Raw genomic sequence first — 12,837 nt, forward strand, 5'->3', positions numbered from 1 at the left:
ACGGCGCTGTACGGGAAGGCCCGACCGGAGCACCGGTCGGGCCTTCTCGGTCTCAGGCGGGCAGGGCGGTGGCGAGGCGGGCGCGGGCCATCGTCACGACCTGGTCGGTGAGGATGTCCAGGCGGCGCAGCAGCCTCGGGTCGGTGAACACGTCCGGGCGGGACAGGGCGTTGATCGGAACGCCCATCGGGGTGGTCCAGGCGCGCAGCGACTGGGCGCTGTTGCGCAGGTCGGCCACCGCCGTGGCGGCGCCGTGGTCGCTCCAGCCGGTGGCGATGCAGCCGACCGCCCGACCATCGAGGTAGGACGGTGTGGCGGAGGCGAGGTCCTCGGCGTAGTCCAGGGCGTTCTTCATCAACCCGGACATGCCGCCGTGGTAGGTGGGGGTGGACAGGACCAGGCCGTCGCAGGAGGCCAGGGCGGAGACCAGGTTCCGGGCCTGGGGGGTGCGGTGCAGCGACACCGGGTCGTACAGCGGCAGGAGCAGGTCGCGGGCGGTCAGCAGCTCCACCGCGCAGCCCCGGGCCGCGAGTTGGCCGGCGACGACGTGCAGGGCGCGCTCGCTGACCGATTCCGGGCGGGTGGAACCGCCGACGAGGGCGATCGTGGGGGTGGTCACCGCGAACCTCCGGGGACTGGGACGGGGCGGGGGTGGGCGAGCCGGGCGGAGATCCGGTCGCAGGCGCGCAGGGTGGACTCGACGGCGCCGTCGGCGAGCAGGGCCGTCGAGCCGGTCCAGTCGCCGGAGGCGTGGACGCCGGGGCGGTCGGCCAGGGCGGCGGCGAGGGTGTCGGCGGCGCCGGGGCCGTGGGTGGTGGTGATGGCGGGGAGGAACCGCTGGTGCACGACGTGGTCGCGCCAGCCCGGCTGGCACTGCTCCAAAAGGGATTCCAGGCGGGCACGGGTGTCCTTCGGCGCTGTCCCGTCGTCGAAGCGGGCCAGGTGCACGACGGCGCCGGGGCCGAGGCGGGCGGCGTGGGAGTGGACGGCGTAGTAGAGGGGTTCGTCGAGGCCGTAGACGAAACCCGGGGTGGCCGAGGGCAGGTGGGACAGGGCGACGTCGAGGCAGGCGGTGCGGACCGGCGCGGTGGTCAACTCGACGTCGAGCAGCGACGCGGCCTTGGCGGGCGGCAGGCCCGCCAGCAGCACGGCGGGGGCGTCGAGGGTGGTGCCGTCGGCGAGGGTGACGCGGCCGGGTTCGACCTCGCGGGCGGCGGTGCCGGTGCGCAGGGTCGCGGTGGGCGCCGCCCGGCGCAGGGCGTCCACGATGGACGACCAGCCGCCGTCGACGTACAGCACCCCCTTGCGGACCAGGGCGAGCTGCGCGGCGACCGAGCGGGCGTCGATCATCGCCGGGGAGCCGGTGTAGCAGCTCACCCGCAGCAGCCCGAACGCCGCCTCACGGGTGCGCTCGGTGGGCAGCGCGTCGGCCAGCCACTCCTCGGCGGTCAGCCCGGCGGGGGCGGTGCGGGTGAGACCGAGGAAGGCACCGAGCGCGGCCCGTTCCCGCAGCGAGAACAGGGGGCTGCGCAGCAGGCCGAAAGCGCTTGCGTACCCCGGGGTCAGCTCCCCGGCGCGCAGCGCGCGCCCGTCCCCCACCGCCGGGGTTCCCGCGCGCAGCCGGATGCCGAGTGAGCGCAGCATCCGGTACGTGTATCCCTTGTAGAGCGCCCGTGGCCCGAGGTTCAGCGAGAAGCCCGCCACCGAGGTCGTCCGGGCGCGACCGCCCAGTTCCCCACCGGCCTCCACCAGCACGACCCGGTGGCCGCGGCGGCTGAGCACGGCCGCGGCCGTCAGCCCGGCCAGTCCCCCGCCGACCACGACCACATCGGTGGTGCTCACGCCAGCTCACCGGAGGCCACCATCGACGCGACCAGCCCGCGGCGCATCTTGCCGCTGGAGGTGCGCGGCAGCGTCCCCGGGCGGACCACCAGGACCCGGTCGGGGCGCAGGGCGGTGCGCTCGGACACCACCCGCTCCACCTCGAAGGCCAGGGCGGCGGTCTCGGCCGGTTCGCGGAAGGCCACCGACTCGACCACCACGACCAGCCGCTCGGTGCCCAGCACCGGGTCCGGCACGCCGACCGCGGCGGCGGCGCCGGGTCGCACGCGCGGCGGCTCGCAGGCGGCCTGCTCGATCGGGTACGGGTGGTGGTTGCGCCCGGCGACGATCACCAGGTCCTTGGCCCGGCCGGTCAACACCAGCTCCCCCGAGTCGCGGAAGCCCAGGTCGCCGGTGTCGAGCCAGGAACCGGGGGCCAGCGGCGGCTCCCCCAGGTAGCCGGTCATCATGGCGGTGCCGCGGACCTCGACGCGGCCGATCACCGAGTCGCCGACCTCGCGGCCGTCGGCGTCGACCACCCGGACCGCCAGGCCGGGCACCTCGACCCCGCAGGACACCAGGTCGTGCGCGTCCCCCGGGGTCAGCGGCGGCAGCAGGGCGCCCTCGGTGGTGAGCGCGGACCGGCTCACCGTGCGGACCCTGGGCAGCGTGCCCGCCGGGGCGAACGTGGCGGCCAGGCCCAGTTCGGCCATGCCGTAGCAGGGGCGCATCGAGGTGGCGGCGAAGCCGTGCGGGCCGAGCGCGGCCTGCCACTGCCGCAGCGTGGCGTGGTCGACCAGTTCGGCGCCGTTGAACGCGACCCGCCAGGCGCTCAGGTCCAGGCCGACCGCGGTCAGGCCCGCGACGGCCTCGGCGGCGAGCCGGTAGGCGAAGTTCGGGGCGGGTGAGATGGTGACGCGGAACCGGTGCAGCAGGGTCAGCCACCGCTCCGGGCGCATCACGAACGACAGCGGCGGCATGATCGCGCTGGCCAGGTTGTGCAGGAACGGGGACACGACGGTGCCGATCAGGCCCATGTCGTGGTGCAGCGGCAGCCAGCCGCCGAGCATGTCCCCGGCCAGGAACGGCGCGGCCAGGGCGATGGCCCGGGACGCCTCCAGCACCGACCGGTGCGACAGGACCACGGCCTTGGGGGTGCCGGTGGTGCCCGAGCTGAACTGGATCAGCGCGGGCGCCTCCGGGCGGACCGGGGTGGGGGCCGGGATGTCGGCGGTGCCGAACGGCGCCACCAGGACCGGCGGGCCGAGCCGGGCCGCGGTTGCGGCCAGGGCGGGCCCGCAGACGACCGCCGCGGGGGTGGCGGCGGCGACCATCGCGGCGGTCCGGCTCAGCCAGCCCTCGTGCCGGGCCCGGGTGAGCGGGGGCTCCACCAGGAACGGCACCGCGCCGACCAGGCTCGCCCCGTACAGGGCGGCGAGCAGGTCGACCGAGGTGTCCAGGCACAGCGCGACGGCGTCGCCGGTGCCCACCCCGGCCCGGCGCAGCCGCACCGCGGCGGCACCGGCGAGCCGGTACAGGTCGCGGGAGGTGAGCCGGGTCTCGCCCTGCCTGCCGTCGACGACGTGGTGGGCCACCGACAGCGGGCGCCACTTGGCCCGCCAGGCGAGCGCGGCCCCCAGGGAGTCCGCCGGGACGGGCTCGGCCGGGGCGGCACCGGCCACGGGCAGGCCGATCCGGTCCGGGTGCACCTCGGGGGCGGTGAGCACCGGGCGGTCGAGCGCGGGCGGGGGGATCAGGGTGGAGGTCAAGGCGGACTCCCAGGGGTGGCGGGGTTCAGAAAACGTGCTCAACGCCGGTCCGGCTGCCCGGGTGCCAGGTCGGGGACGGTGCCGGGCGGGGACGAGGGGGCGGGTGGCGGGAGGAAGACAACTCAGCCGAGGATGAAGGGGAAGTCGTTCGCGGCCATCTCGCGGGCGGAGTCGGTGACCGCGGCGAACAGTTCGTCGAGGTCGGCTTCGCTGTGCGCGTCGCCGGTGAACAGCATCGGCAGGCTCAGCGCGTACACGCCGCGGCGGCGCAGCAGCAGCGTCATCAGGAACAGCGCGATCGGGTTGATGGCCGAGGCGAAGTCGCGGTAGTCGGCGTAGGACTCCTCTGCGGTGAAGCCGAAGGAGCCGATGAAGTCGCCGAAGCCCAGCAGCCGCAGCGGGATGCCGGTCTCGGCGCGGAAGGCGGCCAGCCCGGAGCGCAGCCTGTCGACCTTGGCGCGGGTGCGGGTGTAGTACGCGTCCCCCTGGTCCCTGAGCAGGGTGAGGGTGGCCAGCGAGGCGGCGAGGGCGAGGTGGTTGCCCGCGTGCGTGGTCTGCACGGAGGTCTTGCGGCCCAGGTCGGTCAGCGGCATCCCACTGGTCTGGGTGTGCTCGATCAGCGCCGCCTTGCCCGCCACGACCGACAGCGGGATGCCCAGGGCGCTGACGACCTTGCCGTAGGTGTGCAGGTCGGCCGGGATGTCGAAGTGCGCCGCCGCGCCGCCGGGGCCGTAGCGGAACCCGGTCAGGACCTCGTCGAGGATGAACGGGATGCCCAGGTCGCGGGAGGCCGCCGCGGTGGCCTTGATGATCGGCACGGTGTGCTCGGGGAACGGGAACGAGGAGGACACGGCCTCGCCGAGCACGCAGGCCAACTGGTCGCGGTGGCGCTCGATCAGCTCGATCGCCTGCTTGGCGTCGTTGGGCAGCACCAGCAGTTCGCCGTTGTCGGCGACCGGGACGCCCTTGAGCGCGGGCGTCGGGGTGACGCCGTTCGGGCCGACCTCGGGGAACGGCTGCACCGGGTGCCCGTGGTACCAGAACGCGGTGTTGTGCGCGGCCAGGTCGTGCACGCCGTGCAGCGAGCCCTCGAACTTGGCGACCATCCGCTTGCCGGTGTGCGCGCGGGCCAGCCGGATCGCGGCGGCGGTGGCGTCGGTGCCGGAGTTGAGGAAGGCGAACTTCTCGCAGTGCGGCAGGAACCCCTGCAGGACGCCGATCAGCTCGGACTCGACCGGGTGCAGGTAGCCGTTGCCGGTGGAGGTGCCCAGCAGGTCGCGCACGGCGGCCACGACCGGCTCCGGGTTGTGCCCGTGCAGGGCCTGCGCGCCGAAGCCCAGGTGGCAGTCGAGGTAGGTGTTGCCGTCGACGTCGGTGATCCGGCTGCCCTTGGCCCGCGCGATGGACAGCGGGAACTGCGGGGCGTGGAAGGGCCAGAAGGCGTGGTTGGTGGCGCCGAGCGGGCGCAGCTTCTCCACCTGGGCCATCGACCCGGCCTGCCTGGTGGCCACGTCGGTGAACAGGTCGATCACCCACGGCTGGGTGAGCAGGTCGGAGACGAGGCGCTGCGTGGCGTCGGCGTCGAGGGTCGCGGTCACTGGTGGCCTCCGGCCTTGGTCCCGGTGAACACCCCGTAGTGCATGACGCCGCGGTCGTAGGCCTGGCGCATGAGGGGCACGGAGTTGAGGAAGCGGAAGATGTCCACGCCCTTGGCGCGCACCAGCTTCCAGACGACGGTTGGGTCCTTGATGACCGGCTTGACCAGGTCCGAGGACATCTTCCAGGTGTCGGTGACGCGCTCGGACCAGTCGTCGCTGCGCACGTCCTCGAAGCCCAGCCGCTCGGCCATGGCGTGGTAGTCCGGCAGCGGCAGCACGTGCGAGATGACGAAGTCGCGGTAGATGCGGCCGAGCAGGCGGTGCTCGGAGTCGTCGAGGTCGTTGTCGCGGGCGCACCAGGTGGCCACGACGAGCGTGCCGCCGGGCTTGAGCACGCGGTGGCACTCGGACAGGAACCTCTCCTTGTCCGGCATCAGCTCGCAGCTCTCCAGCGCCCACACGACGTCGAAGGAGTCGTCCGGGAAGTCGGTGCGCAGCGCGTCCATGATCTGGAAGTTGACCCGGTCGGCGACCCCGGCCTCGGTCTTCTTCTCCCCGCCGCGGCGCACCTGCTCGGCGGCCAGGGTGATGCCCTCGACCGTGGCGCCGTGGTTGGCCGCGAGGTACACCGAGGACGCGCCGACGCCGCAGCCCGCGTCCAGGATGCGGGCCCCGGTGGGGACCTCGCCGAACTCGATCAGCTTCTCGATCAGCCGGACCTGGGCGGCGTGCCGGTCGGCGGGCGAGTCCTCGGCCCAGTAGCCGTGGTGGATGTGCTCGCCCCAGACCTTCTCGTAGAGGTCGACGAGGCCGTCGTAGTGGTTCTCGATGGCCGACCGCAATTCCGGGTCGCTCCACCGGGGCACCAGCGCACTGGTCATGGTATTGTCCTTTTTGTTCCAGGGAGTCCGTTGCGGGAAATCAGAAGCGGACGAGCGCCGACTCCATCGTCAGGCCGGGTCCGAAGGCCATCAGGACCGCGTACGAGCCCGGGGCGGGGCGCGACTCGGTCAGAATCCGGTGCAGGATCAGCAGAACCGTGGGCGACGAGCAGTTGCCGTAGTCGGCCAGCACGTCCAGTGACGGCTGGAGCTGTTCCGGCGTCAGGGAAAGGCGTTCGCCGACGAAGTCGATGATCTTCGGGCCGCCGGGGTGCACCGCCCAGTGCTCGACCTCGTCCGGGGTGAGCCCGGCCTTGGCCAGCAGCCGCTCGGTGAACGGCCGCACCGCCTCGGACAGGAACAGCGGCACGTACGGCGACAGCGTCATCCGGAACGCGTCGTCCCGCACCGTCCAGGTCATCGCGTGCGAGGTCTCGTAGTGCGTCTCGGTGTGCGTGGCCAGGACGACCGGGCCGTCCTCGTCCGGCTCGGCGGCGGCCAGCACCATGCTCGCCCCAGCGTCGCCGAACAGCCCGCTCACCACGACCTGCTCGCGGGTGACCTCCGGTCGCAGGTGCACCGAGCAGATCTCCGCGCAGGTCAGCAGCGCCAAGTCGTCCGGCCGGGCGGCCAGCGAGTCGAGCGCGACCTTGAGGGTGTTGAACGCCGCGTAGCAGCCCATGTGCCCGACGAAGGTGCGGCGCAGGTCGTCGCGCAGGCCCAGTTCCTTGGCCAGCAGCATCTCCGGGGTCGGACCGGCGTACCCGGTGCAACTGGCCATCGTGTAGCTGCCGACCCGGTCCCGGTCCACCCCGGCGAGGACCTTGCCCGCCGAGCGCCTGCCCAGGTCCAGGACGTTGCGCTCCCACACCGCCATCCGCTCGGCCATGCCGGGGAACCCGTTCGCGTACACCTCACGCGGGTCCCAGGCCATGTGCCGGGTCTTGACCTGGGTGTTGAGGAACAGCTCCCGCGCGGTGGGCACCTCGGCGTAGAGGTCGGCGTAGAAGGCGTCGAACACGTCGGCCTGCGGGACGACCGTGCCGACGGTGACGGGTTCGAGCGCGAGGATCTTCGCGGGCCTCACGGCGACACCGCCGCCGGTTCCAGCTCGCCGCGCAGCCGGTCGAGGAACCCGGTGGTGATCTCGTCGGTCTGCAACTGCGCGAACGGCTCGATGAGCGTCACCATGACCGGCGCGACCTGCACCGACGCCTCGGAACGGGTGCTGATCTCCAGGATCACCTCACCGTCCACACCGGATTCCCGGGTGGTGAAGGCGCCCCAGGAGCGGAAGTTGTGCTCGCCGTGCGGCTCCCAGGTGATGTGCCCGGGGTCGGTGGTGTCGAAGGTGGCCTCGTAGTCGGGCACCAGGTGCACGGCGCCGTTGGTGATCGGGTCCAGCGCGTAGTGGTACACCGCGCCGGAGACGTGGGTCAGCGAGTTGACGCCGGGCATGAGCAGGCCCGCCCGCTCCACGTCGAGCAGCAGTTGCCGCACCTCGGCGAGCCCCGCGCGGACGCGGACGCTCTTGGTGGTGCCCGAACGAATCCAGACCATGTCGTTCTCCTATCGGACCGCGCTGGGGCGCGCGGGCTGCTTGACGGCGTGCCCGATGTAGCTGACGCGCACGGAGTTGTTCAGCTCGTACTCGCCGAGGCCGCGACCGCGCAGGATCGAGGCGATCAGCCGGTGCGGCGGGCGGGCCGGGGCCATGCCCTTGATCTCGGCCAGGGTGATGTCGCGCTCGGCCAGGGCGGCGCGCAGCTCGCCGGGGCGGATGAACATCCTCCAGTCGTGCGTGCCCGGGTGGACGATGCGCAGGACGCGCTCGGCCATGAGGATCGCGGTGAGGTAGCTGCCGAGGGTGCGGTTGATGGTGTCGAACAGCATCAACCCGCCCGGGCGCAGCACCCGGCTGATCTCGGCGACGGCGGTGGGCAGGTCGTGCAGGTGCTCCAGCACGTCGGAGATGACCACCACGTCCACCACGCCGTCGGCCATGGGCAGCCGGTAGGCCGAGCCGACCCGGTAGTCGACCGCGATCCCGCCCGCCGCCGCGTGCGCCCTGGCCGCCTCGATCGCCCCCTCGGACATGTCGAGCCCGGTGACGTCGTAGCCGAGCGCGGCCATGGCCTCGCTGACGATCCCGCCGCCGCAGCCGATGTCGAGGACCTTCGTGGCCGCGGGCGGCTGGTCGGCGAACCGGGAGCGGATCGCGCTGTCGAAGTAGGCGACCCGGGTGGGGTTCATGTCGTGCAGGGCGCGCAGCGGGCCCTTGGGGTCCCACCAGCCCTGCCCGATCTCGGAGTAGTACTCGGTGGCGATCGGAGCGCTGTCCGGGTCGATCGCCACCTGGTCGCGCCGGACCATCACAGCCACCTCGGGGTCTCGATGGGGTTGAGGCCGAGTTCGTGCTTGCCGATGAACTCGCGGGCCACGTCGTTGGTGAACGGCACCAGCGGACCGGCCTTGACGTCGCGCCAGATCTGCCCGATCCGGGTGCCGCCGGAGATGCCGGAGCCGCCGACGACCTCGAACGCGGTGGCGACCACGTGCTCGGCCTCGTTGACGACGAAGTACTTCGGCACGCAGGTCTCGGCGACGAAGGCGATCAGGTCCTCGCCCGGTTCGACGTGCTCGGTGGCGTGGCGGGTGAGCAGCGCCTTCATGGTGGCGATCGAGGCGCGCATCCGGCCGATGTTGAACTGGATGCCGGGCAGCGTCGCCAGCGACGAAACGGCGGTGTTCGACCGCCCCTTGGTGCGCTCGATGGCGATCTCGTAGGCGCGCTCGGCCAGGCCGAGGAAGACCGCGGCGAAGCAGTAGTGGCCCCACTGCTGCCGGGACATGACGAACAGCGGTGTCAGGCCCTCGGGGAAGAGCATGTCGTCGCCGTCGACGTGCAGGGAGTCGATGGCCAGCGAGTGCGAACCGGTCATCGGCATGGCCATGCCGTCCCACTCGCGGTGCACGCCCAGGCCGGGGGCGCCCGCCTCGACCAGGAACGCGGCCAGGTTGAACGGCGGTCGCAGGTGCTCGTCGGTGAGCCCGGCGGTGATGAGCAGGTGCGTGGCACCCGGGTAGCCGGTGGCGAAGTGCTTGACGCCCTGGAGCACGAACCCGTCGTCGACCCGCTTGGCCACCGTGGACGGGACGGTCCAGTTGGACCCGGAGGACTCGTCGGTGAACGGGCCGATGACGAAGGCGCCGGTCTTGACCGCGTCGAACACCCGCGCCTTGACCTCGGGGCTGGTCTCGCCGCGCAGCGAGCCGGTGATGATGGTGTGGATGGCGAAGGTGAACGCGGTCGACCCGCAGCCCTTGGCGATCAGGCGCAGCAGCTCGACGTTCTCGGCCAGCGTGGCGTCGAAACCGCCCAGGTCGGCGGGCACGTTGACCGCGGTGATGCCCGCGGCCACCAGGTCGTCGATGTTGCGCTGGACGAACGTTCCCTTGTCGTAGTCCTCCAGGCTGCGCTGCTCGAACACCGCGGCCAGCTCCACCGCCGAGGCGGTCAGCTTCGCCCAGTGCGCCGCGCGCGCCTCAGCGGTCATCGGCTCGGGAGTGGCTTCCGCCTGCTCCGGCCGTTCCATCGTCGCGGTCATCTCAGCCACCCCACCTGGGCTCGGCGAACACGGGGACACCCAACGCTTGCTTGCCTGCCCACTCCAGGGTGACGTCGGCGACCGGGGGCACCAGCAGCCCGGTGACCACGTCGCGGTAGGCGCGTTGCAGGGGGTCGTTGGTCAGCAGGGCGGAACCGCCCTGGGTCTGCATGGCGATCGTGACGACCTCCTGGCAGAGCCGGGTGATGCTCATCTTGGCCAGGGACATCTCGATGTAGTGGTCGAGCGGGTCGGCCTGGGTGGCGGGCGAGTCGTGGTCGGCGTGCACCGCGGCCCACAGGTGCGCCTCCGCGGCCTCCAGCCTGGTCTTCATCTCCGCGACCCGGAACTGGATGCCCGGCAGGTGCGCGTTGGGCTTGCCGATCACCTTCAGCGTGCGCTTGCGCTGGGTGTCGACGACGTGCTTGAGCGCGCCGCGGGCGATGCCGACGAACACCGACGCGAAGCTGCACCAGGCCCAGTGGACCCCGGTCATGAACAGCAGCGGCAGCGCGCCGGTGGCGCCGATCAGGTGCTCCTCGGCGACGAACAGCTCCTCCAGTGCCAGCGAGTGGCTGCCGGTGGCGCGCATCCCGGCGGCGTTCCACTCGGAGGTGACCCGCACGCCCCGGTCGGGCTTGGGCACCAGGAACGCCACCGGCTGCGGCAGGCCGCGGTCGTCGGTGACGGCGGCGGAGAGGAACAGGTGCGTGGCGCCGGGGAAGCCGGTGAAGAAGCCCTTGTGCCCGTTGAGGACGTACCCGCCCTCGACCGGCCTGGCCTCGGTGGTCGGGTGCCACCAGTTGCCGCCGACCCCGGGCTCGGAGAACCCGCCCGCGATCACAGCACCTTCGGTGGCGACCGCGCGGCAGGCGCGCTCGGCGGTCTCGCCCTCCAGGTTGGCGATCATCGCCAGGCCGTGGACGTGCATGTTGACCGCGAACGCGGTGGAGGCGCACGCCTCGGCCAGGGTCGACTGCGCCTGCACCAGCTCCCACAGCGACGCGCCGCCGCCACCGAACGCGGTGGGCACGGTCATCGCGGTGTAGCCGGTGCGCACCAGGTCGGCCAGGTTCTCGTGCGGGAAGCTGCCGTGCTCGTCGTGCGCGGCGGCGCGGGCGGCGAACCCGGGCGCCAGGTCGCGGGCCAGCGCGACGTAGTCCTTGCCCGGGGGTGTCTTGTCAGCCATTGTCGTTCTCCTCAGCGGCGGACAGGGCGGCGGCCAGGCTCGCCACGCTGTCCACTTCGGATTCCATGGTGTCGGCGATCCAGGCCCGCAGGTCGACCCGGGGGTTCCGCGCGCGCACCTCGTTGGCCAGCGACACCAGGTCCAGCGAGTCGAACCCGAGGTCCCCGGTCAGCGACTCGGCACCGGTCAGCGCGACCCCGGCCAGCGACGGGCGCACGGCCACCAGCAGGTCGACCACGGCGGCGGGCACGGCGGTCGCGGTGGGGATCACGACGCACCGCCCTGGGGGGCGCCGAACCCGGGCATGAGCACCACCGGCGGACGGGTGCGGTCGGCGGAGCGGTGCTCGCCGAGGATGCGGCGGCCCTTCTCGGTCATCAGGTCCTCGGACCAGTCGGCGGTCACGTCCACCGACACGTCCACCTTGGTGATGCCGGGGACGTCGGCGACCTTGAGCTGGATGGCCTGGATGATCACCGAGATGGCCATGCACAGCAGCGTGGTGGGGGCGATGACGATGGCGGCGTGCCCGGTGCGGTCGACCGCGACCGAGCGGACCAGGCCGAGGTCCACCACGGACATGGGCCGCGCCCAGGAGTTGCTGCACGGGTCGTAGACGTCGAGGAGCGCGCGGCGGACGGCGGCTTCCTTCGGCGTGTCGGCGAGGGCGGTGTTCTCCAGCCCGGTGCCGCTGAGTTGGGCGGTCATCCCTGCACCCCGTCCCACACCGGGTCGTTCTTGCGCCAGAACGACCAGGGCTCGCCGACGCCGTTGTCCTCGACGGCGGTGGCGAACTCGTCGCCCGCGATCGCGGCCTTGGCCTTCTCGATGTCCAGGCCGATCATGCGGGCGTAGTTCTCGCCCATGATGAGCTTCTTGTCCGCCTTGGTGATCTGCTCGATGCCGTAGCGCTCCAGCACCCGGTCGGAGAACGTCAGGTTCGCGAACGCCCGCACGATCGGCTCCGGGTGGAAGTGCATGGCGCCGGTGGAGTAGATGACCTTCCACGGGCTGCCCAGCGCGATGAACTGCGCCACCGCGTCCTCGATGTAGCCCATGCCGGACTGCAACAGCGCGGAGGTGATCTCCAGGTTGGCGAAGACGTTCGGCAGCCGCATCAGCGCCATCGAGACCTCCTCGACGAACGGCGGCAAGCCCGCGTGCACGATCTCGAACATCAGCTCCGGGTGGCGGACCGCGACGACCTCCAGGTCGTCGATGCCGAACGGCTTGAGCGGCACCATCCCGTTGGCGACGACCTTGTGCAGGGCGACGACCTTGATGCCCAGCTCCGGCAGCAGCGCGAAGAACGGCTCCCACTCTGGGGAGTCCATCTGCCAGGTGTTGTCCGGCGACCCGGCGTTCGGGTAGACCTTCACGCCGATCGTGCCGGGGATCTCCTCGACCTGCCTGCGCAGGTCGGCGATGGCCTCGGCCACCGGCACGGTCGGGTTGACCCCGGCGTAGTTGATGAACCGCTGCGGCCAGCGCTGGGCCAGCTCCAGGTTCTTCTCGTGCGAGCACAGGCCGTCGTTGAAGACCGAGTCGATGCGCAGCCGGTGGTTGACCGCCAGGTCGGTGTGCGACTCGCCGAACATGGTCCAGGCCAGCGTCTCGGCCTGCCAGTCGGTCACGAACACCTCGCGCGGCAGCTTCGCCGCGGGCTCGGCCCAGCGCCAGTGCAGCGCCCACAGCATTTCCCGGAGGAAGTACGCCGGAATCGTCGGCTGCCCGTCCTCACCGCGCATCAGGTTCGCGTCGGAAAGGTTGTACGGATGGACCGTGGCATCAATGACGAATATGTCGTCGATCACGTCGGCTGCTCCCGCCCCGCGTCGTCCCGCCGGTCCGCCCTCGCTGCCCGGCCTGTCGCCGAGGAACGCTAGACCTCAGCCGGCTTCGGCAAAAGAGCTGTTCAGCGGGGCCAAGGCGGGGTGATAGCCCCACTTAAGGACTGGCCAAGCGTGATCT

At 72.1% G+C, this 12,837-nt stretch carries 13 protein-coding genes; all 13 read right to left on the bottom strand.

The annotated features are described in order from the left end of the window. Positions 1-52 precede the first annotated feature (52 nt). Complete coding sequence (locus DFQ13_RS29805) at positions 53-619, bottom strand: NADPH-dependent FMN reductase (protein ID WP_181400210.1); 567 nt, start codon at positions 617-619, stop codon at positions 53-55. Further along, positions 616-1,842 (bottom strand): FAD-dependent oxidoreductase, encoded by a 1,227-nt coding sequence (locus DFQ13_RS29810; protein ID WP_110082180.1) that lies wholly within the window; start codon positions 1,840-1,842, stop codon positions 616-618. The genes DFQ13_RS29805 and DFQ13_RS29810 overlap by 4 nt, the downstream gene beginning before the upstream one ends. Next, on the bottom strand, positions 1,839-3,590 hold the full coding sequence (locus DFQ13_RS29815; protein ID WP_181400211.1) for an AMP-binding protein: 1,752 nt from the start codon (positions 3,588-3,590) through the stop codon (positions 1,839-1,841). Before DFQ13_RS29815 ends, DFQ13_RS29810 begins: the two co-directional genes overlap by 4 nt. Before the next feature lie 122 nt (positions 3,591-3,712). Further along, entirely contained in the window at positions 3,713-5,188 is a 1,476-nt protein-coding gene (locus tag DFQ13_RS29820; RefSeq protein ID WP_110082181.1) for an aminotransferase class III-fold pyridoxal phosphate-dependent enzyme, read from the bottom strand. Beyond that, positions 5,185-6,069, bottom strand: coding sequence for a methyltransferase domain-containing protein (locus DFQ13_RS29825; protein ID WP_110082182.1), 885 nt, complete (start codon positions 6,067-6,069; stop codon positions 5,185-5,187). The genes DFQ13_RS29820 and DFQ13_RS29825 overlap by 4 nt, the downstream gene beginning before the upstream one ends. Positions 6,070-6,109: 40 nt before the next feature. Continuing rightward, positions 6,110-7,156, bottom strand: a complete 1,047-nt coding sequence (locus DFQ13_RS29830; RefSeq protein ID WP_110082183.1) for a type III polyketide synthase — start codon at positions 7,154-7,156, stop codon at positions 6,110-6,112. Beyond that, positions 7,153-7,629: an SRPBCC family protein gene (locus DFQ13_RS29835; RefSeq protein WP_110082184.1), complete on the bottom strand. Its 477-nt coding sequence runs from the start codon at positions 7,627-7,629 to the stop codon at positions 7,153-7,155. Before DFQ13_RS29835 ends, DFQ13_RS29830 begins: the two co-directional genes overlap by 4 nt. Before the next feature lie 9 nt (positions 7,630-7,638). Further along, entirely contained in the window at positions 7,639-8,442 is an 804-nt protein-coding gene (ubiG, locus tag DFQ13_RS29840) for a bifunctional 2-polyprenyl-6-hydroxyphenol methylase/3-demethylubiquinol 3-O-methyltransferase UbiG (protein WP_052020368.1), read from the bottom strand. Continuing rightward, positions 8,442-9,677 carry an acyl-CoA dehydrogenase family protein gene (locus DFQ13_RS29845; RefSeq protein WP_110082186.1) on the bottom strand — a complete coding sequence of 412 codons (1,236 nt, stop codon included), beginning with the start codon at positions 9,675-9,677 and terminating at the stop codon, positions 8,442-8,444. Before DFQ13_RS29845 ends, ubiG begins: the two co-directional genes overlap by 1 nt. A 1-nt stretch (position 9,678) precedes the next feature. Next, complete coding sequence (locus tag DFQ13_RS29850) at positions 9,679-10,866, bottom strand: acyl-CoA dehydrogenase family protein (protein WP_110082187.1); 1,188 nt, start codon at positions 10,864-10,866, stop codon at positions 9,679-9,681. Beyond that, the gene (locus DFQ13_RS29855; protein ID WP_110082188.1) at positions 10,859-11,137 is read right to left on the bottom strand and encodes a hypothetical protein; all 279 of its coding nucleotides are present in this window, start codon (positions 11,135-11,137) and stop codon (positions 10,859-10,861) included. Before DFQ13_RS29855 ends, DFQ13_RS29850 begins: the two co-directional genes overlap by 8 nt. Continuing rightward, positions 11,134-11,574, bottom strand: a complete 441-nt coding sequence (locus tag DFQ13_RS29860; RefSeq protein ID WP_110082189.1) for a metal-sulfur cluster assembly factor — start codon at positions 11,572-11,574, stop codon at positions 11,134-11,136. Before DFQ13_RS29860 ends, DFQ13_RS29855 begins: the two co-directional genes overlap by 4 nt. After that, entirely contained in the window at positions 11,571-12,680 is a 1,110-nt protein-coding gene (locus DFQ13_RS29865) for an amidohydrolase family protein (RefSeq protein ID WP_110082190.1), read from the bottom strand. The genes DFQ13_RS29860 and DFQ13_RS29865 overlap by 4 nt, the downstream gene beginning before the upstream one ends. Positions 12,681-12,837: the final 157 nt, after the last annotated feature.

It is taken from the genome of Actinokineospora spheciospongiae, assembly GCF_003182415.1.
In the GTDB taxonomy this organism is placed as follows: domain Bacteria; phylum Actinomycetota; class Actinomycetes; order Mycobacteriales; family Pseudonocardiaceae; genus Actinokineospora; species Actinokineospora spheciospongiae.